This window comes from Serratia sp. 25CWL12 (assembly GCF_055790885.1).
In genome coordinates this window covers 1,875,890-1,895,062 of sequence record NZ_CM147698.1, presented here as the reverse complement: position 1 = coordinate 1,895,062, position 19,173 = coordinate 1,875,890, and the positions used below count along the sequence as shown (strand labels likewise).

Annotated in this window: 19 protein-coding genes; 8 read left to right on the top strand and 11 right to left on the bottom strand. The window is 46.7% G+C overall.

Annotated features, from left to right (window positions below; translation table 11 throughout):
* Window positions 1-13 precede the first annotated feature (13 nt).
* Complete coding sequence (locus ACX9GV_RS08225; RefSeq protein ID WP_473197695.1) at window positions 14-1,429, bottom strand: pyridoxal phosphate-dependent decarboxylase family protein; 1,416 nt, start codon at window positions 1,427-1,429, stop codon at window positions 14-16.
* 105 nt (window positions 1,430-1,534) lie between these two features.
* Between ACX9GV_RS08225 and ACX9GV_RS08220 the strand changes: the two genes are divergently transcribed.
* The 3 genes from ACX9GV_RS08220 (at window position 1,535) to ACX9GV_RS08210 (ending at window position 3,423) form a co-directional block, all read left to right on the top strand.
* Complete coding sequence (locus tag ACX9GV_RS08220; RefSeq protein WP_473197694.1) at window positions 1,535-2,416, top strand: LysR substrate-binding domain-containing protein; 882 nt, start codon at window positions 1,535-1,537, stop codon at window positions 2,414-2,416.
* A 316-nt stretch (window positions 2,417-2,732) separates the two neighbouring features.
* The gene (gene bhsA, locus ACX9GV_RS08215) at window positions 2,733-2,993 is read left to right on the top strand and encodes a multiple stress resistance protein BhsA (protein WP_023491662.1); all 261 of its coding nucleotides are present in this window, start codon (window positions 2,733-2,735) and stop codon (window positions 2,991-2,993) included.
* Between the two features lie 157 nt (window positions 2,994-3,150).
* Window positions 3,151-3,423: an Arc family DNA-binding protein gene (locus ACX9GV_RS08210; RefSeq protein WP_473197693.1), complete on the top strand. Its 273-nt coding sequence runs from the start codon at window positions 3,151-3,153 to the stop codon at window positions 3,421-3,423.
* Window positions 3,424-3,463: 40 nt separating this feature from the next.
* Here ACX9GV_RS08210 and lapB read toward each other — a convergent pair whose 3' ends face one another.
* The 3 genes from lapB to pgpB all read right to left on the bottom strand — a co-directional run bounded on the left by lapB (window position 3,464) and on the right by pgpB (window position 5,915).
* A complete protein-coding gene (lapB, locus tag ACX9GV_RS08205) occupies window positions 3,464-4,636 on the bottom strand; it encodes a lipopolysaccharide assembly protein LapB (RefSeq protein WP_023491660.1) in 1,173 nt (390 codons plus the stop codon).
* A gap of 6 nt (window positions 4,637-4,642) precedes the next feature.
* On the bottom strand, window positions 4,643-4,945 hold the full coding sequence (locus tag ACX9GV_RS08200; protein ID WP_023491659.1) for a LapA family protein: 303 nt from the start codon (window positions 4,943-4,945) through the stop codon (window positions 4,643-4,645).
* Window positions 4,946-5,186: 241 nt separating this feature from the next.
* Window positions 5,187-5,915: a phosphatidylglycerophosphatase B gene (gene pgpB, locus ACX9GV_RS08195; RefSeq protein WP_473197692.1), complete on the bottom strand. Its 729-nt coding sequence runs from the start codon at window positions 5,913-5,915 to the stop codon at window positions 5,187-5,189.
* A 428-nt stretch (window positions 5,916-6,343) separates the two neighbouring features.
* Here pgpB and ribA point away from each other — a divergent pair, with 428 nt between their 5' ends.
* Window positions 6,344-6,937, top strand: coding sequence for a GTP cyclohydrolase II (gene ribA, locus ACX9GV_RS08190; RefSeq protein ID WP_473197691.1), 594 nt, complete (start codon window positions 6,344-6,346; stop codon window positions 6,935-6,937).
* 84 nt (window positions 6,938-7,021) lie between these two features.
* On the opposite strand, the gene cysB is transcribed toward ribA, so the two are convergent.
* Window positions 7,022-7,996 (bottom strand): HTH-type transcriptional regulator CysB, encoded by a 975-nt coding sequence (gene cysB, locus ACX9GV_RS08185; protein ID WP_473197690.1) that lies wholly within the window; start codon window positions 7,994-7,996, stop codon window positions 7,022-7,024.
* 397 nt (window positions 7,997-8,393) lie between these two features.
* Complete coding sequence (topA, locus tag ACX9GV_RS08180; protein WP_473197689.1) at window positions 8,394-10,991, bottom strand: type I DNA topoisomerase; 2,598 nt, start codon at window positions 10,989-10,991, stop codon at window positions 8,394-8,396.
* Between the two features lie 545 nt (window positions 10,992-11,536).
* On the opposite strand from topA, the gene ACX9GV_RS08175 reads away from it, so the two are divergent.
* On the top strand, window positions 11,537-11,788 hold the full coding sequence (locus tag ACX9GV_RS08175) for a YciN family protein (protein ID WP_023491654.1): 252 nt from the start codon (window positions 11,537-11,539) through the stop codon (window positions 11,786-11,788).
* Window positions 11,789-11,878: 90 nt separating this feature from the next.
* Here the strand turns inward: ACX9GV_RS08175 and sohB are convergent, their stop codons facing one another.
* Complete coding sequence (gene sohB / locus ACX9GV_RS08170) at window positions 11,879-12,925, bottom strand: protease SohB (protein WP_473197688.1); 1,047 nt, start codon at window positions 12,923-12,925, stop codon at window positions 11,879-11,881.
* Between the two features lie 201 nt (window positions 12,926-13,126).
* Here sohB and ACX9GV_RS08165 point away from each other — a divergent pair, with 201 nt between their 5' ends.
* Together ACX9GV_RS08165 and cobO are read left to right on the top strand one after the other, a co-directional pair.
* On the top strand, window positions 13,127-13,888 hold the full coding sequence (locus ACX9GV_RS08165) for a YciK family oxidoreductase (protein ID WP_473197687.1): 762 nt from the start codon (window positions 13,127-13,129) through the stop codon (window positions 13,886-13,888).
* A 13-nt stretch (window positions 13,889-13,901) separates the two neighbouring features.
* Window positions 13,902-14,492, top strand: a complete 591-nt coding sequence (gene cobO, locus ACX9GV_RS08160; RefSeq protein ID WP_473197686.1) for a cob(I)yrinic acid a,c-diamide adenosyltransferase — start codon at window positions 13,902-13,904, stop codon at window positions 14,490-14,492.
* A gap of 41 nt (window positions 14,493-14,533) precedes the next feature.
* On the opposite strand, the gene rluB is transcribed toward cobO, so the two are convergent.
* From rluB to ACX9GV_RS08140, 4 genes are all read right to left on the bottom strand, one after another.
* Window positions 14,534-15,430 (bottom strand): 23S rRNA pseudouridine(2605) synthase RluB, encoded by an 897-nt coding sequence (gene rluB / locus ACX9GV_RS08155; RefSeq protein ID WP_023491650.1) that lies wholly within the window; start codon window positions 15,428-15,430, stop codon window positions 14,534-14,536.
* Window positions 15,431-15,604: 174 nt separating this feature from the next.
* Window positions 15,605-16,225 (bottom strand): L-threonylcarbamoyladenylate synthase, encoded by a 621-nt coding sequence (locus ACX9GV_RS08150; protein ID WP_473197685.1) that lies wholly within the window; start codon window positions 16,223-16,225, stop codon window positions 15,605-15,607.
* A 57-nt stretch (window positions 16,226-16,282) separates the two neighbouring features.
* Window positions 16,283-17,179, bottom strand: a complete 897-nt coding sequence (rnm, locus tag ACX9GV_RS08145) for an RNase RNM (protein WP_473197684.1) — start codon at window positions 17,177-17,179, stop codon at window positions 16,283-16,285.
* A 58-nt stretch (window positions 17,180-17,237) separates the two neighbouring features.
* Window positions 17,238-17,822 (bottom strand): thymidine kinase, encoded by a 585-nt coding sequence (locus ACX9GV_RS08140; protein ID WP_473197683.1) that lies wholly within the window; start codon window positions 17,820-17,822, stop codon window positions 17,238-17,240.
* A gap of 916 nt (window positions 17,823-18,738) precedes the next feature.
* Here ACX9GV_RS08140 and hns point away from each other — a divergent pair.
* Entirely contained in the window at window positions 18,739-19,146 is a 408-nt protein-coding gene (gene hns / locus ACX9GV_RS08135; protein ID WP_023491646.1) for a histone-like nucleoid-structuring protein H-NS, read from the top strand.
* The last annotated feature ends 27 nt before the right edge of the window (window positions 19,147-19,173 follow it).

Sequence of the window (19,173 nt, the reverse complement as noted above, 5' to 3'; positions counted from 1 at the left end):
GAACAATAGCGGGTTAATCAATCTGCGCCCGACAAGCCAGCAACGATTCCAGCGCCAACTGGATGTCATGCTCTTGTGTCATCCAGTTCACTAATGCCGCACGAATGGCGGGCTGCCCATTATACTGAGTGGGTGTACAGCGGACTATGCCCTGTTGGTCCAAATATGAAAGAAAACGATCACGAGTCATCGCCGCATCACCCGAAATATTTTTTAGGGCAAAACAGACTACGTTCAGGTTCACCGGTGCTAATAGACAAAACCCTTCACTTGCCGCCAATTGATGACCTAACTGCCTCGCTAATGTCACGTTACGCTCGACGATCTCCTGCACACCATGACGACCATAGGCCTTCAGTGCCATCCATAGCGGCAAAGAGCGAAAGCGTCGCGAGTTTTCTGGCGTCAAATGCAAATAGTTATCAGGACGCAATGTCGGCGCTTCTAAATAAGCTGAATGATTTTGGAATACCTGCAGTTGTAATGCCAGGTGACGCGTAAATTGAATGGCGCAATCATAAGGCACATTCAGCCATTTATGAGCATCAACGGTAATTGAATCAGCTTGTTCCCACCCTGCTAATAGATGAGCATGAATAGGGGAACAGGCAGCAACCCCGCCGAAAGCGCCATCGACATGCAACCAGAATGGATAGCGCTCACGTAGCGCCAATAAACGGGGTAAATCATCGAAAACCGCAGTATTGACTGTTCCAGCGCTTGCCAGCACGATTGTCGGTATGCCTTGCGTCGCCGCAAGGTGCTGTTCCAACGCGACGGTGTCAATGACCTCTGAATCTTTTTGTCTGGCGATGACTTTTAATGAGTCGCGTCCTAGCCCCAACATGCTGAGCGCTTTTACACTACTGGAATGAGCATTAGCAGACAGCACCTGAATAGGCCCTAAAGCAGTCACCCCCTGCTGCGCGATATCAACCCCTTGTTGTTGCCCTAACCACTGGCGGCCAATCGCAATACCCACAAAATTGGCCATTGTTGCGCCGCTAACAAAACTGCCGCTGAACTGTGCGGGTAAACCCAACAATATTTTTAGTTGTTCAATAGTCGCCAATTCAATAGCTGCCGCGACTGTGTCATGGCTCAATTGGCTATTTTGGTCAACCGTGCTAACCAACCAGTCAGCCGCCAAGGCAGCTGGTGTGACGCCACCAGTGACAAAGCCAAAATAGCGTGGTCCGGCACTGGCGGATAATCCAGCGGCATAATGGTGCCAAAAGTACTCTAGTGCAGCCACAGCCCCCTTTCCTTCTTGTGACAATTGTTGATCATCTGGTTTGATCTGTTGATCCATCAATGGCGGGCAGACCGAACGTCGGTCCAATCCGGAAAGAAAATTTTGAGCTAACTGAGTTGCACAATTGAGTATTTCGGGATAATTATCAAGATCCTGTTGTAGGCGCCAATGCATAGGTTATTTCCTTTCTATCCGTTAAATGTTACATGGCACTATAATTTATTGATTTCAGTGATACTATCGATAAAAAGTAACCTTATTGGATAGATATTTTAACCAATGATAAATAATCGTATCCCTCTCCATCTTTTACCCACCTTTGTCATTGCTGCTCGGCTAGAGAATCTACGTGCAACCGCTAAACAGGTTAATCTGACTCATGGTGCTATCAGTCAACAAATTAAGCAGCTTGAACAGGCCATCGGTTATCCGCTGTTTGAACGTAATGGCCGAGGAATACAACTCAACGCTGCAGGCCGTGAATTATTAGCCATCACTGAGCCCGCTTTAGTCAGTTTACAACAAGCAATTAGTCAAAGTAGACGTATCGCCACATGTAGAACCCTGCGTATTAGCGTGGTCCCCTCATTTGCCCACTACTGGCTCTTACCCAGATTGGCAGAGTTTCAGCGAACTTATCCAGAAATAGTGTTAGATATTGAGGCTTCGCTCGTGGTGCGTGATTTAGAGCGCGAAGGACTTGATGCGGCTATCCGTATTGGCAATGGGCAATGGCCGGGGGTACAAAAGCAGCTTATTGCCTCTGGAGAGGTCATGCCTGTCGCCTCACCAGAAATAAGCAAGAAATGGCAACTCGCCTTTGCGGCTGGAAACGATGCGACGCCACTACTAGAGCACGAGGCCACATCTTGGTCTCAATGGTTTCAAGCCCATCACCAAACACGCTACGGTCGTCAATTGGCATTATTTAATGATGCCGGATTGCTAGTGAGAGCTGCAGAACAAGGATTTGGCATTGCGTTAGTTAAATCTGTACTCGCTAGAGATGCTATTTCTGAGGGACGACTGGTCTCTTTAGCGGCAGCAACAAAACTTGATAATAATGATATTTACCTGATATGGCGGAAAATAACAGGATTAACGCCATCGGTTGAAACACTATTGGGCTGGCTTCAACAACAACTGGCTTATTCTGATTAAACCGTGGTTATTGTTTTGATTATTAACCTGATGATATATCCGTCGTCATGCAAGTAGCAGCAATGTTGACTACCACGATCTCTAACTAGCAAGGAGTTTACAGCGGATTTCACGCCTATTTGTCATGCAATGTCAGATTATTTTCGTTCTCTTAGTCCATAATAAGTCAGCTGTAGTAAAGATAGGTAAATTGTTAATCAAATATTTTGACCATCTAGGTCAGGGTTGTCCGGTTTCTAAATAGCCAGAACACGCTATGATTAAATCAATCGAAAGAAACAACACTTTCGAATCTAAAATGAAATTGGAGAACCTCATGAATAACATCAAATATATTGCTTTATCTGCTGTACTATCAATGGCCACATTCACCAGTTTTGCTGCTGAATCAGTCAACCAACAACAATCAATGAACCTCACCAAAGCTGGCGTGGTTTCTGCTGGTCAGGCTAGCACGCTGGACACGCTAGAACAGCAACTGGCAGCAAAAGCCGCAGCACAAGGTGCCACTAGCTACCGTATTATCGCCGCAGGTGGCAACGATTTATTATACGGCAGTGCCGAGATCTATAAATAAGCATGACACCAAGAGCCCGTGATTTCGGGCTCTTTCCCCTTCTCTCTCATTATTATTTCGGACAACACCACACTTTTTATAAATTTTTTATGACACACTGGACACGGTTGCCTGACTGCCTTAATTTAAAAGAAACACTGGCGAAAAAGGCAATGACATGAACGAAATATCAACACTGACAATCAAGATCCCTCTCGACCTTAAAGAAAAAATTAAAGCCATCGCTCTAGAGAACCAACTTTCCCTCAGTGCAGAGGTTTGTCAACGATTGGAAGATAGCCTTACTGTGTCAGTAAAATCACTGCCACAGCATGTGGATATTGATAATCAGGACACAGTAGAAAAAATTGAGCAACCACTCAGTCAGAAAGAACTAAAAAAGTTACGCCAATTACTGAAAATGGGCATCAAAAGCAATAAAAAGAAGTAGAACAGTCCAGATAGAACGGGATAATTTGCTATCCCGTTTTTTATTGTCCATCAAGCCCACGTATCGGTTTAACAGAAGCCCAAGCACGACATGAAGGGCAATGCCAATACAGTGAGTGCGCAGTAAAGCCGCATTTATGGCAACGGTAACGTGGTTTGGTGCGGATCTGCTCCCCTACCATGTCACGCAACAACAGCAGACTTTCCTTGGCACGGCCATCTTCTGCATCCGCCAGATGATAATCCATCAAGCGATAGAACAGCCGCATTGTCGGGTGGCGCTGTAATTGGCGATTGATATAGGCCTGCACCACATCACGCCCATCACGTTGTTCGATCACCTCAGCCAGCATCAATTCTGCTGTGGCACCGCTATTTTCCTCAACACAACGTTTAAGATAATCCACCCACTCTTGCTGCTGCTGTGGTAAATGCGAGTAGCACTCATGCAGCATAGGCAATGCCTCACTGACCAACTCTTTATCTTGAACCAGAACAGGCGTCAAAGCATCTAGCGCTTGGGCATACTCTTCTTGCGCCATATAGATGCGCCCAAACATGATCGACACACGAGCACATTGTTTATCGGCCGCAGCCGCACGCTTTAACAAAGTCATCGCCTTGTCTAAATCGTCTCCGCCTAACGCTTGCAGTGCCAATTCACAATAAAAGTGAGCAATCTCGATACGCTGCTTATCATTACCAAGTTTAGCCAGTTTTTCCGCCATCTCGATGGCTTTCTGCCACTCACTGGTCGCCTGATAGATCACCAACAATTGTTGCAATGCTGAAACACGGAAGTCTTCCTCATCAATTAACTGACTGAACATATCTTCGGCGCGGTCATACAACCCGGCGACCATATAGTCACGACCTAGTTGCTGAACAGCCAAAAGACGTTGTTCAAAGGAGAGTGAAGCACTTTCCATCAGTGCCTGATGAATACGGATGGCACGGTCAACTTCACCACGCGAGCGGAACAGATTACCCAGCGTCAGATGGGCTTCAACGGTATTACTATCCTCTTTCAACATATCGAGGAAGAGATCGACCGCTTTATCCTGCTGGTTGGAAAGCAGAAAGTTAACACCCGCCACATATTCTCGTGACAAACGATTAGCTTCCTGCTCTTTATCCTGCTGAGCACTTCTGCGCCCCATGTACCAACCGTAAGCGGCAGCTACAGGTAGCAACAGAAACAGCAGTTCTAACATAAAAGATTATTCCTTGCTGGTAGCAGGTAAAGACACTGGCTCGGCAGGTGTCTCAAGTTGTAATTCCAACCTCTTAATTTTCCTTTCAGCCCGCCCCAGTGCAATACGTATCCGCAGGTAAAATAACCCGCAAATAAGCCATGCCAGCATGAAACCACTGCCAAACAGGATAGCTAGCAACGTGGAGAGGCGGTATTCGCCTTGTGCCACTAAATAGTTGAAGTTCACGATTTGATCATTATGCGCCCCCAATGTAATTGAGATTACAAAGATCACCAGAACCAATATAAAAATCAGTAAATATTTCACACTATTCCCCGCTGTGCCGAGTCAATCGGATGAACTTTAACCTCAATATTTGCTGACTATCCCGTTGGCAGTCAGCAATATCAGGCATTTCCCTTTATTAGCTTTAAGGTAGCATTTCCCATCATGGCAAGGAAAGCCTGCTACACCATAATACCCGATATCTGTATACGATCTGGCAGAAAAATCACCCTTGATTATCAACTACTGCCATCATCAAGCATGGCTGCACACACAGATGCCGTTACTTCTCATGTTTGCTGAATGGACCAAACCAACGTAAGGCCAAAAAGCCGACGATTGCCACAAGTAGCCCGCTGATAACGACCGACATCATCAAATCTTTTGGCCAGTGCATGCCCAGTAACAAACGACTGGCCATCACACCCCCTGCCCAAAGCATCAGTAGCGCCACCGTTTTATAACGTCTACGTGGCCAAAGCATCACGACACCCAACAAAGCCCAAGTGGATGCAAATAACGTATGCCCTGAAGGAAAAGCAAAGCCAGTTTCAGATTGCCAATGCTTCATTAGCCATACGGGCACATCCTGTTGATCCTGCAACTGCTCTTTTACCAACATACTGCGCGCTTTTCTTGGTAGTGAATAAAAGCTTTTTTCATCAATGTGGTAGTTAGCCTCTAACCACACCACGAATGGCCTGGGCTCCTGTTTCCACTCTTTCATCACTGACTTAATGCCCTGCCCACTGAGCATCGCCATCATCAGCAGCATAAAAATGCCGATTGACGCTTTGGGGGGAAAACGCAAACACCAAAGAAACCAACCGCCAAGAAGCAAGCTGGTCAATATTCCCCATGGTATCGAGACCGTTTCTGTCACCCAGTACAGCACTTTCAGAACTTTTTCATTACCGCCAGGTTGCCACTGCCAGCCTGAAAACCAGACTGCCAGTGGCAACAACAGCAGTAAAACACCGCCGCCAAGAGTACGTTTAATAATCGCTAACATTTAATTATCCTTCCACTCGCTTTATCCGGCAGTGTAACAATCTTATGAACGCAACAACACTCATTAAATTAAGTAGATAGCACAAGCAATTACTCGCCCATCTTGTTACACCGTCACTTATTATCGTCCTGCATCACGATACTCTCAAGAAATCTAAAGCAAAAATAGCGAGGTAAATGGCTAGGTGCTGCTTTGCTGAGCATCCATTGGCTGAAAGTTATGGCAAAATACTCAACATGAATGAACCACATCTACTCATTGCCATTTTATATCCAGGTCCATTCGAGTTGCCGATCAATATTGAAAGTAAACATATGCGGCCAACGACACGGCAGTTTCCAGTAATATGAGGATAGTTCTGGTCAGTTTCCTGTTCCAGACGTAGGATGCTCGTAGTGATTTTACCGAATAGGTTTGTGGAGAGTAATATGCAGCTAAAACGTGTAGCCGAGGCCAAACTGCCAACACCATGGGGGGAGTTTCTGATGGTGGGATTCGAAGAACTGGCAACCGGTCACGATCATTTGGCACTCGTATTCGGTGATATTTCCGATGAAACGCCGGTCCTGTCACGAGTCCATTCTGAATGTTTAACCGGTGATGCCCTTTTCAGCCTGCGTTGTGACTGTGGTTTCCAATTGGAAGCAGCAATGGCACAAATTGCTGAGGAAGGTCGAGGTATTTTGCTTTATCACCGACAAGAAGGCCGTAATATCGGTCTACTCAACAAAATCCGCGCTTATGCTTTACAAGATAAAGGGGCGGATACCGTGGAAGCCAACCATGAACTCGGTTTTGCCGCAGATGAACGCGACTTCACCCTGTGTGCGGATATGTTCAAACTATTAGGTGTGAGTGCAGTTCGTTTGCTGACTAATAATCCGGAAAAGGTCAAAATCCTCAGCGAAGCAGGGATTAATATCACTGAGCGTGTTCCGTTGATTGTTGGCCGTAACCCGAAAAACGAACAGTATCTCCAAACTAAAGCCAGTAAGATGGGGCACTTGCTTAACCGCCAATAACCGTCAATAACATCGCCGGTATGACTTGAGGCCGAACAGGAGGGAACACCTCCTGTTGAAATTAACGAGCTGTAATAAGTAAAACTACCTGACCAACAGTTTGATATCTTTAAACATCGCCTCTATCTCATCGTTAGTCCGCAATGCCACCGCACTATCAACCACATCTCGTGTCAGATGGGGTGCAAACCGTTGAATAAAATCGTACATATAACTACGTAGGAAGGTACTGCGACGAAAACCGATCTTGGTTGTACTGTAGGTGAAAATATCCCGCGCATCCACGGTAACCAAGTCAGGGTCCAGCACCGGGTCCACGGCCATGCTGGCGATAACCCCCACGCCAAGCCCCAAACGCACATAGGTTTTGATCACATCCGCATCGGTGGCAGTAAATACGATACGCGGCGTCAACCCCGCATGGTTAAAGGCCACATCCAACTCTGAACGGCCGGTAAAACCGAAGGTATAAGTGACGATGGGGTAAGCAGCCAACTCTTCAATGGTGATATGGTCCTTGCCCGCTAATGGATGATCGGGTTTCACAACCACCGCCCGATTCCAATGGTAACAGGGTAACATCACTAAATCGCTGTACAGATGCAGAGCCTCTGTCGCTATGGCAAAATCAGCGCCACCTTTGGCAACCGCTTCTGCTATTTGCGTAGGTGAGCCTTGATGCATATGCAGAGATACACGCGGGTAACGCTCAATAAAACCTTTAATCACATTGGGTAACGCATAGCGAGCCTGTGTATGGGTAGTAGCAACATACAATGACCCTTTATCTGGGTAAGTGTGTTCACCAGCCACAGCTTTAATGGCATCAATTTTGGACAAAACTTCGCGGGCAATGCGGATAACTTCCTGGCCTGCAGGTGTTACCTGAGTAAGATGCTTACCACTGCGGGCGAAAATCTGAATGCCCAACTCATCTTCCAGCATTCTGACTTGTTTACTGATACCCGGCTGCGAGGTATAGAGACCTTCTGCTGTAGAAGAGACATTGAGATTATGATTAACCACCTCGACAATGTAACGAAGTTGTTGCAGTTTCATATCTTATACCATCCAAGGTTAAACCTGCGGTTTTATCCGCAGCCAGGTATCTCTGCGTCCACCTGATATGCTATAGCCATCGTTATTCAAACTGCAGGGTAATACTGAGTTTGTATAGCGCCAACCTTATCATGGAAAGCTGAAATAATCGCCATCACTAATGAATTTTTGAGATAAAAAAATATTTTATATAACCATTCTATAATGAAGCAGCATTAACTAAAACGTTGCCTCACCGGACAGCTCTTTATAATCAACCACTGTGCTGCAAAACCGGACAACAGGGAAAATATCCTATTTACACGCCATGGAACCGACAAAAAACCAGCCTGTTGGCTGGTTTTTAGGTATTGATTCAATACATCACGATGAAAAGATCGCCTACATAAGCACAATTTTACTTCTTACTTTCCACCCATTTGCCGTCAACGTAAAAAGCTGACCAACCTGTGGCCTTCCCCTCTTTTTCTGAAGAGATATACTGTTGCTTGGTTTTACGACTAAAGCGGACCAGTGTCTTGTTACCCTCAGGGTCAGCAACTGGTGCCTCAGCTAGATAGCACAGTTTTTCAGGCAAACGATCTTTAAAGCGCACCAATTCTTCCACTAATGGCGCACGAGTTTCACGTGAGCGCGGGAAAGTATTGGCCGCTAAAAATACCCCTGCGGCACCATCACGCAATACGAAGTAAGCATCTGATTTTTCGCATGGCAGTTCAGGTAATGGTACTGGATCCTCTTTAGGAGGAGCAACATCACCATTGCGTAGAATTTTGCGGGTATTTTTGCAATTTTCGTTGGTACAACCCATATATTTCCCGAAACGCCCCATCTTAAGATGCATTTCAGAGCCGCATTTTTCACACTCAACTATCGGTCCATCATAGCCTTTTATGCGGAATTCACCCTCTTCAATGGTGTAACCGTCACAGGCCGGATTATTACCACAAACATGTAGTTTACGCTGGTTATCAATGAGATAACTATCCATCGCTGTGCCACATTTCTGGCAGCGACAGCGAGCACGTAATGCATTTGCCTCCGCCTCATCACCTTCGAGGATATTGAGAATTTCGGCTTCTGGTACCAGGTTGATCGTCGTTTTACAACGCTCTTTAGGCGGCAATGCATAACCCGAACAGCCCAGAAACACCCCGGTACTGGCAGTGCGAATACCCATTTTGCGGGCGCAAGTCGGGCAATCAATACTGGTCATCACCATCTGGTTGGGGCGCATACCACCTTCTTGCGGATCTTTTTCCGCAGTTTCCAACTGCGCACTAAAATCTACAAAGAATTCATCCAGTACCGACTTCCATTCCGCATGGTTATTGGCAACCTGATCCAATTCATCTTCCATGCGTGCAGTAAAGTCGTAATTCATCAGCTCACGGAAGTTTTCTTCCAGACGATCGGTAACAATTTCCCCCATCTTTTCCGCATAGAAACGACGGTTCTCAACCCGGACATAACCACGGTCCTGAATCGTTGAGATGATCGAGGCATAGGTTGATGGACGCCCAATACCACGTTTTTCCAGCTCTTTAACCAGCGACGCTTCACTGTAACGTGCTGCTGGCTTGGTAAAATGCTGACTTGGTAGCAACTTCTGCAACGCTAAATCAGTACCCACTTCGACAAACGGTAATGTGCGATCCTCATCACCTTTGCGTAATGCAGGCATCACTTTGGTCCAACCATCAAAACGCAATGTGCGCCCTTTGGCGCGTAATTGGAAATCACCCGCTTTTACCGTTAGCGTCGTCGAATCGTACTGCGCAGGTGTCATCTGACAAGCAACGAACTGGCGCCAGATAAGTTGATACAGCTTTTGTGCATCCGCTTCCATGTCTTTCAACTGATCTGCCAATACATTGACATCAGAAGGACGAATGGCCTCGTGGGCTTCTTGAGAATTCTCTTTGCTACTATACTGATTAGCTGCTTTCGGCAGATATTTATCGCCAAAATTATCGCCAATATAATCGCGCACCATATTGAGTGCATCTTGACTCAAATTGGTAGAGTCAGTACGCATATAGGTGATGTGACCCGCTTCATACAGACGTTGCGCCATCATCATGGTTTTCTTCACACCAAAACTCAGGCGGGTACTGGCAGCCTGCTGGAGTGTGGATGTTATAAACGGAGCACCTGGCTTGCTGCTGGTGGGTTTGTCTTCCCGATCCTGCACCCGATAACGCGCGTTTTCCAACGCGGTAACCGCCGCGTAGGTCTGCTCACGATTAACCGGTTTGAATGGTTTATCGTGAGCATGGGTGACTTCCATCTGCAACATCGTATCGTCAGTTGCCTGTAAGTCAGCATGCAGTTGCCAATACTCTTCTGGCACAAAAGCCTTGATATCACGCTCACGTTCTACCACCAGCCGCACGGCAACGGACTGCACTCTACCGGCAGATAAGCCGCGAGCGATCTTTTTCCACAGCAGCGGTGATACCATGTAACCCACAACGCGGTCCATAAAGCGACGTGCCTGTTGTGCATTGACCCGAGCGATATTCAGTTCACCCGGTGCTTGAAACGCCTGTTGAATGGCGTTTTGGGTGATTTCGTTAAACACCACACGACTAAAGCGCTTCTCATCCCCACCAATCACTTCCCGCAGGTGCCAGGCAATGGCTTCCCCTTCGCGGTCAAGGTCCGTTGCAAGGTAAATGTGGTCCGCGTTTTGAGCTAAGGATTTTAACTCTGCGACAACTTTTTCTTTACCCGGCAGAATTTCATAATTCGCCTGCCAACCGTGGTAAGGATCGACCCCCATCCTGTTGACCAAGGCCACTTTTTCATCTTTCTTGACTTTCTTTTTAGCTTTGTCTTCGGCTGCGTCAGCACTTTTCTTGTTGGCTGAACCACTGGTCGGCAAATCACGTATATGGCCGACGCTGGACTTCACCACGTAGCTGCTACCTAAATATTTATTAATCGTTTTGGCTTTTGCCGGGGACTCAACTATTACGAGAGCTTTGCCCATATTTACCTTTACCTAATCTATTTCTTTAAAAAGAAGCCATTCGTCTTGCCGTACCGCGGCAATTCGTCTCTCTTTTTTATATTGCGACACTTTGGCAGGAGATCAACCCGTTTTTTCCCATGACCGACCTGACAGGCCAACCCATACTCTCAATGATGAGAGCCATATCACACCAAAATACTTGGGGTTAGCGCTCTGACAACCAATACATATCTCTACTTACTGGCTTTAAAAAATTTTCAGATCCGTCAAACCAGGCCCCTTTCGCCCCGGTATGATATAAAAATCCCTTTTACTCAGGACCACAAAACGCCACACTCTACCTGATAAAAAACCAATTAGCACGGAAAACACTATGACAACCCCCTGACCAATACCGTTATCACAGCAGGAACAGACGGATTGATAAGCCCGGTACCCCACCCCTGTTACAGTCTAAAAAACGTCAATCATCCGTTAAAGTGCGATCTAAGTTTTGGCTGGTTTGCAGATAAAAGCGAACCCGCGATAGAATATTGTTAATATTTTTTGTCAGGAGAGCACAGATGCAAACAAATACCCAACCCATCGAACGCCAAACGCTACTTGTTGAAGCCAATAACGTCATCCGCCAACATGAAGACTATTTGCAGGGAATGGTAGCAAACGATGTAGCACAAAAAGGTAATGTGCTGGTTTTCCGCGGTGAGTTTTTTTTAGATCCGGATGGATTACCGACCGCAAAGACCACGGCAGTGTTTAATATGTTTAAGCATTTGGCGCATCTGTTTTCTGAAAAATACCACCTGGTGGATTAAATACTGTACTTAGTCTCATTTGGATTGCCACTGACCAATACATGCTCAATGACACGGGGCCAGTGCCCCGTGTCATGATTGATATGATGATTAGAGCAACGGTTTCTCACCGCGCTGCCACCAACGTAACAACAGGCGATCAACACTCTCTGCCGCACTACCGGTGATACGGTCGATAAGACGCTTACGACGGGTATAGCACACCCCGACGACCTCATGATTTTCCATCTCGGCAATCAACAGATCATCACTGGTACCCACGGCATCAATCAAGCCCTTATCCTTTGCCTGAATGCCAAACCAGTGTTCGCCCGTTGCCACACTATCAATATCCAGAGAAGGCCGTTGCTGGTGCACAAATTGTTTGAATAGCTCATGAGTTTCATTCAAATCTTCGCAGAATTTCTCACGGCCCTGCGGCGTATTTTCGCCAAACAGTGTTAATGTGCGCTTGAACTGCCCTGCTGTGTGTAGTTCAACATCAATGTCATTCTTTTTCAGTAAACGATGAAAGTTAGGGATCTGCGCAACCACACCGATCGAACCAATAATGGCGAAGGGAGCCACCACAATGCGATCCGCGACACAAGCCATCATGTAACCCCCACTGGCTGCCACTTTATCCACCGCCACCGTCAGGCGGATGCCTCCCTTACGCAGCCGTTCCAGTTGTGAAGCCGCCAGACCATAACCATGTACCATCCCACCGGGACTCTCCAGGCGTAACAAGACTTCATCCTTGGACGTGGCCACCGCAAGAACAGCGGATATCTCTTCACGTAATGAGGCAACTTCATGTGCATCTATACTGCCCTTGAAATCAAGCACATACAGATAAGACTTACTGGCTTCTACCGCCCCCGACTTAGCTCGCTGCTTTTTGAGCTTTTCGTCACTCTTGTTCTGTTTTTTAAACTGTTTACTCCATACTTTTTGCTCCGCAGTTCCCATTCGTGCCAGGCGCATTTCACGCTGTACTTCACGATATTGCTCACCCAGATCGGTAAGCTGTAATTCCCCTTTTTGCTGGCCTTTGCTCTGCCTGAGGGTCACTGCGAGCAGTGCCAGCGCAACAATCGCTATCACTACCGTGGCAACTTTGGCCAGGAACAGGCCATAAACAGATATAAACTCCACAGATCCCGCCTATATTTACAGTTTGTTAATATGATCCAGCCTATTTTAGCCAATCGATACCATCGCTGTCGCGGTCAAATGAACATTCATTGCTTTCTTCGTATAACCACCGAGGTAACGTAAGGTTGATTGCAACTGAAAAGAACTTGGGTATATTCACTGCTCGTCCCAAAACCAAATAACATTGTGTGAGGAACTATAGTGGATTACCAACCTAAACCGGACTTACTGAAGCAACATATTATCCTGGTAACTGGCGCAGGTGACGGCATTGGTCGAGAGGCAGCATTAACATATGCTCGCTTTGGCGCACAGTTGGTGTTGTTGGGGCGTACTGAGGGTAAATTACAGGCAGTGCGAGCAGACATTATCGCCAACGGCGGTGCCCCCGCACACATTATTACGCTCGACCTGCTGCATACCACCTCACAACAGTGTCAGGAGATGGCTCACGAATTAGCACACAAAGTGCCTCGCCTTGATGGTGTGCTGCACAATGCCGGTTTATTAGGAGACATCGCTCCCATGGCAGAGCAGTCAATAACCCAATGGCAAGAAGTCATGCAGGTTAATGTCAATGCCACCTTTATGCTGACCCAGGCGCTATTGCCGTTGTTGCTGAAATCTCCTGCTGGTTCTTTGGTTTTTACCAGTTCCAGTGTGGGTCGTTTGGGGCGAGCTCACTGGGGAGCCTATGCCGTATCCAAGTTTGCCACCGAGGGCATGATGCAGGTATTGGCTGACGAGTACAAAGACACGAATTTGCGGGTAAACAGCATTAATCCCGGAGGAACACGCACGAAAATGCGCGCTTCTGCTTTCCCCAATGAAAATAAAGACAAACTAAAGACTCCTGCCGATATCATGCCACTCTATCTGTATCTTATGGGCGAAGATAGCCAAAGTCAGAATGGCATAAGTTTTGATGCCCAACCCAATCGCAAACCCGGTGCTGCCGAATAAGGAACCCACTATCATGGCTGAAGATCGCCACCAACAACGTCAACAACGCCTTAAAGAACAGGTGGATGCCCGTATTGCCGCCGCCCAGGAAGTTCGCGGTTTATTGCTGGTGTTCACCGGTAATGGCAAAGGTAAAACCACCGCTGCTTTCGGCACCCTCACCCGCGCAGTGGGCCACGGTATGAAAGCGGGTGTGATCCAATTTATCAAAGGTCAATGGCCCAATGGCGAAAAAAACCTGTTACAGCAACATGGCGTAGAATTCCAGATTATGTCCACGGGTTTTACTTGGGAAACACAGAATAAAGAGAGTGATACCGCCGCCTGTCTGGCCACTTGGCAACAGGGTAAACGTATGCTGGCAGATAGGCACCTTGATATCGTGCTGCTGGACGAACTGACCTATATGGTCAGCTATGGGTATCTAGCCTTGGAGGAGGTGGTACAGGCTTTACATCAACGTCCTGCCCATCAGACAGTGATCATTACCGGGCGCGGTTGCCATCGAGATTTGCTGGAATTGGCAGATACCGTAACCGAGATGCGTCCTGTGAAACATGCATTTGATGCTGGGATAAAAGCTCAGCAAGGTATTGACTGGTAGAGTGGAAACCGTGACCTGGGATCAGGCCACGGTTAATAACATTAACTGCGTTTGCTCGGGCGAGCTGATTTGCTGCTGGAACCACCACGCCGGTTACCACTCGCCACTTGGCTATGGCGTTTTACTGCGCGGCGGATCTGGTTAGCTTTCACTCGACGACGTTCACGCTCTACCGGCAACTTGCTGACGGTTTCTGGTTTCAACTCTACCAGTTCACGCAAATAGTTGATTGCTTTTAAATCCAGTTCGGCCCAACCACCACGAGGTAATCCTTTTGGCAGGTCGATATCACCGTAACGTACACGAATCAAGCGACTAACCTGCACGCCTACCGCTTCCCATAGACGACGGACTTCACGATTCCGCCCCTCAGTCAGCGTGACGTTGTACCATTGATTGAGCCCTTCTCCACCTTGAAAACTGATGGTTCGGAATGCGGCTGGGCCATCTTCCAGTTGCACGCCCCGGCTCAATTGTTTGATTTTATCGTCATCAATCTGGCCAAATACGCGCACAGCGTATTCACGCTCAACTTCACGGCTAGGGTGCATCAAGCGGTTAGCCAGCTCACCGTCTGTAGTAAAGAGTAATAAACCTGACGTATTAACATCCAGTCGCCCTACCGCAACCCAACGTGACCCACGTAACTTTGGTAAACGTTCAAATACCGTCGGGCGCCCTTCTGGATCGCTACGCGTACAGAGTTCGCCTTCTGGCTTATAATAAGCCAGCACTCGGCAAACCGCCGCTTCAGATTCCTTGAGCGAGACAAGATGGCCATCCAGGCGAATTTTCAGTGAAGAACTCAATTCAACACGATCACCGAGCTTGGCGATTTTTCCGTCAACACTGACACGCCCAGCCTCAATTATGGTTTCGATTTCACGGCGCGAACCATGTCCGGCCCGCGCTAATACTTTTTGTAGCTTCTCGCTCATTAAACAACCTCTAATGTCGCCTTCACAGGCGTCGGGGGGCTTTGTCACCACAGTTATCGGAAAAATGGCGACAAAGATTATCTTTTGCTCAAAATAAACTATGCTATTCGGGCCCACAAACTGCGACCAGTATACAGATTTTATTTACCGTTGGTACTGGCTTCATCTGGCCGTTTAGCGAAACGGTGAGGCATCTCCGGCACCTTCGCGCAGCACTTGCGGTGAAGATTCGGTTAGGTCAATCACCGTCGTCGGCTGTTGACCAAGAAAACCACCATGGATCACCAGATCTACCTGTTTACCAAGATAGTCGTTGATCTCTTCTGGATCAGATTCAGCAAAATCATTGCCAGGCAGCATCAATGTGGTCGACATCATGGGCTCGTTCAGCGTATCCAATAAGGCCAAGGCAATCGGATTAGAGGGCACACGCAACCCAATGGTTTTACGCTTATCGTTCATCAAGCGACGCGGCACCTCTTTGGTCGCTTTTAAAATAAAGGTATAACTGCCAGGCGTATTATTTTTGATCAATCGAAATGACGTGTTATCCACATAAGCATAAGTCGACAGCTCAGACAAATCGCGACACATTAAGGTAAAATTATGGTTGCCATCCAATTGCCGAATACGACAGATACGTTCCATTGCTGTCTTTTCTTCCAATTTGCAACCCAATGCATAACCAGAATCGGTTGGATAGACAATCACCCCCCCCTTGCGCAGTACATCCACCGCCTGATTAATCAAACGCGGCTGCGGGTTATCCGGGTGAATATAAAATAACTGGCCCATCTGTTGCTCCTGAAAATAATACTCTCACGCATAACCAGTCCGCATGAAATCAACATACTACTCTGCCCTGTTGAATCTGCCCTGTTGAGGTGGTGACCAGTCACGCCACACCGGCTCTACACCACCGGGTAACCATAGCTTACGCCCAAGTTCAATCCAAGAACAGGGTTGATGAAAGTCAGACCCCTGAGAGGCCAGCAGTTGGTAGTCCTGTGCATATTTTGCCAACAATATACGTTCATTAGGCGCTTGTTGGCACTGAGCTATCTCCATGGCATCACCACCACTCTCAGTGAAATAGGCCAACAAGCGCTTAAGCCATTTAGCAGTTAAATCATAACGTCCAGGGTGAGCCAATACCGCTTGCCCCCCTGATTGATGAATAACATTAATCGCCTGTTCTATTGTACACCACTGTGGTGGAACATAGCCGGTTTTCCCTTTTGCCAGATACCGCTTGAAGACCTGAGCCAAGTTATCCGCTACGCCAATTTGCACCAGATAGCGAGCAAAGTGGCCACGAGTAACTGCCCCTGTTCCCGCCAGTTTTTGAGCCTCAGCGTAAGCATCCTTAATATTTGCCTTGGCTAATCGCTGGCCAATTTCATGTGCACGTCGATGACGTCGTGCTGTTTGCTCGGCAAGAAGTTGTACTAGCGCAGCATGTCCAACTTCAACCCCTAACCCAACAATATGGATTTCGTGATTTTCCCATACTGTGGAAATTTCGACCCCAGAGATTAACTGCAACGGCAGCGAGAGTTCGACAATCGCAGCGCTTGCTTCTGCCAACCCATCGGTAGTGTCGTGATCGGTAATCGCCAAGACACTGACGTTCATTTCAACAGCCCGCCGAACCAATTGCGTGGGTGTTAAATAACCATCGGAAGCAGTGGTATGACTGTGTAGGTCATATAAATGAAAGCCACATGTTGGTGGGTTAATGTCTGTCAAAAGAGATATCCTGTGATTTTGAGCAATATTCAGATTCGCCTGTGCAGCAATAGCGGCATTACTCTTGGCCGGTTATCGCTTCCTGATAATGCTTGCGACATACCGATAGATAACTTTCATTACTACCAATAACCACTTGTTCCCCTGTATGCACCACTTTGCCATCCGCCCCCAACCGCAAAACCATGGTGGCTTTGCGACCACAGTGACAAATAGTTTTTAATTCAACCAACTTGTCGGCCCAAGCCAGCAAGTATTGGCTGCCAACAAATAATTCACCGCGAAAATCGGTACGTAGCCCATAACACAATACCGGAATATCTAACTGGTCAACGACTTTACACAATGCGGCAATCTGCTCTTTGGTCAGAAATTGACTCTCATCAACCAAAACGCAGTGCACGGGTTGGTGCAGATGCTCTTGCTTTATCATCGTAAACAACTGAGTGCTCTTATTATACAGTAAGGCAGGTGTCGAGAGCCCAATTCTGGAGCTCACTTTCCCAGCACCAAAACGATGGTCGAACTCGGCGGTAAACACCAGTGTGCGCATACCACGTTCTTGATAATTATATGAAGATTGTAATAGTGCTGTAGACTTTCCTGCATTCATTGCGGAGTAGTAAAAATAAAGTTGAGCCATAAAATCGAAACCCGGCAGTAGAAATATGAGATATTGGTCAATGATACAGGCCGATAGTCTATCATATCTAACTGATATACTCAGCTTATGACCCATTCATTATCTTCACATTAGTCACTCATCAGATTTTCAGAAGAAGCCCTTATCATCCAAGCTCATCCCCCGACTATTTTCAGGATGACCTGGTCCTCATGTCATAACTAATAATTCCTATTGATTAATCAAACTCATTAATAGTTATGCATATTCTAAATAATTCGAGGCACAAGTAGGCAAGAATCTAATGAATGCTCAATCTCATAGACAACAATGTGCTGACTTGAGGACATTGCGTCGATACGGCTGCAACTTAAGCATCGTGAGTATATTCTTATCATACTTCAAGTGACCTACCTGTTAGCTGCACCCCGCCAGTTCTGCACTCTGTTACCAACCCTCACTAATGGATGACCCGCCGGTGTCCTTCCGGCCACAACCATTATTTGTAAGTATAATAGGAGAGCAACAAATCCCCGGTGACTAACAGGATAGTGATTTCGTTAAATAGTGAGTTAAATCTATAACGATTAATATTAGAACCACATAAAACACCTTCTCTGTACAAAGGAAAGCCCGTAGCCTGGTGTGCAGAGGTCACACCACATATGTTACTTGCGACATGATATGTATATGGAATTGAGATGTATGAACAAAACGACTTTTACCACAACACACCTGCGCTTGAATGTTGTAAATTTGACTCAACAATATGTCGAGAAATTGTCAGATTCTCAGACTATATTAGGTGTTCAGTTATCATTATTGCTTTTTTAAAGATAAATTTAGTAACTGATGTTCATTTGGCTATTGCAGAAAAGAAAATAGCACTCTATTATTACGTTAATGCCCCCCACTAATATAATTTGAGACTAGGACAATGAGCGAAGCATTAAAGATTTTGAACAACATCCGTACTCTGCGTGCACAAGCAAGAGAGTGCAGCTTGGAAACATTGGAAGAGATGCTCGAAAAACTGGAAGTAGTTGTTAACGAGCGCCGTGAAGAAGATACCCAAGCTCAAGCAGAAATTGAAGAGCGTACGCGCAAACTGCAACAATACCGTGAAATGCTAATTGCTGATGGTATTGACCCGAACGAGTTGCTACAAACTATAGCGGCAACTAAAGTGTCTGGTAAAGCTAAGCGCGCTGCACGCCCTGCAAAATACCAATATAAAGATGAAAACGGTGAAATGAAAACCTGGACTGGCCAGGGCCGTACCCCAGCTGTAATCAAAAAAGCTATCGAAGAGCAAGGCAAATCTCTTGACGATTTCCTGCTGTAATAGCTATTAGGTTACTCAAAAGGCTCC

Bases quoted from the DNA above. Each gene is read 5' to 3' on its own strand.
- hns (WP_023491646.1), top strand. From the start codon at position 18,739: ATGAGCGAAGCATTAAAGATTTTGAACAACATCCGTACTCTGCGTGCA.
- ACX9GV_RS08150 (WP_473197685.1), bottom strand. From the start codon at position 16,225: ATGGGCCAGTTATTTTATATTCACCCGGATAACCCGCAGCCGCGTTTG.
- cobO (WP_473197686.1), top strand. From the start codon at position 13,902: ATGGCTGAAGATCGCCACCAACAACGTCAACAACGCCTTAAAGAACAG.
- lapB (WP_023491660.1), bottom strand. From the start codon at position 4,636: ATGTTAGAACTGCTGTTTCTGTTGCTACCTGTAGCTGCCGCTTACGGT.
- bhsA (WP_023491662.1), top strand. From the start codon at position 2,733: ATGAATAACATCAAATATATTGCTTTATCTGCTGTACTATCAATGGCC.
- rluB (WP_023491650.1), bottom strand. From the start codon at position 15,430: ATGAGCGAGAAGCTACAAAAAGTATTAGCGCGGGCCGGACATGGTTCG.
- ribA (WP_473197691.1), top strand. From the start codon at position 6,344: ATGCAGCTAAAACGTGTAGCCGAGGCCAAACTGCCAACACCATGGGGG.
- pgpB (WP_473197692.1), bottom strand. From the start codon at position 5,915: ATGTTAGCGATTATTAAACGTACTCTTGGCGGCGGTGTTTTACTGCTG.
- ACX9GV_RS08175 (WP_023491654.1), top strand. From the start codon at position 11,537: ATGCAAACAAATACCCAACCCATCGAACGCCAAACGCTACTTGTTGAA.
- cysB (WP_473197690.1), bottom strand. From the start codon at position 7,996: ATGAAACTGCAACAACTTCGTTACATTGTCGAGGTGGTTAATCATAAT.
- ACX9GV_RS08225 (WP_473197695.1), bottom strand. From the start codon at position 1,429: ATGCATTGGCGCCTACAACAGGATCTTGATAATTATCCCGAAATACTC.
- ACX9GV_RS08210 (WP_473197693.1), top strand. From the start codon at position 3,151: ATGAACGAAATATCAACACTGACAATCAAGATCCCTCTCGACCTTAAA.
- ACX9GV_RS08140 (WP_473197683.1), bottom strand. From the start codon at position 17,822: ATGGCTCAACTTTATTTTTACTACTCCGCAATGAATGCAGGAAAGTCT.
- topA (WP_473197689.1), bottom strand. From the start codon at position 10,991: ATGGGCAAAGCTCTCGTAATAGTTGAGTCCCCGGCAAAAGCCAAAACG.
- ACX9GV_RS08220 (WP_473197694.1), top strand. From the start codon at position 1,535: ATGATAAATAATCGTATCCCTCTCCATCTTTTACCCACCTTTGTCATT.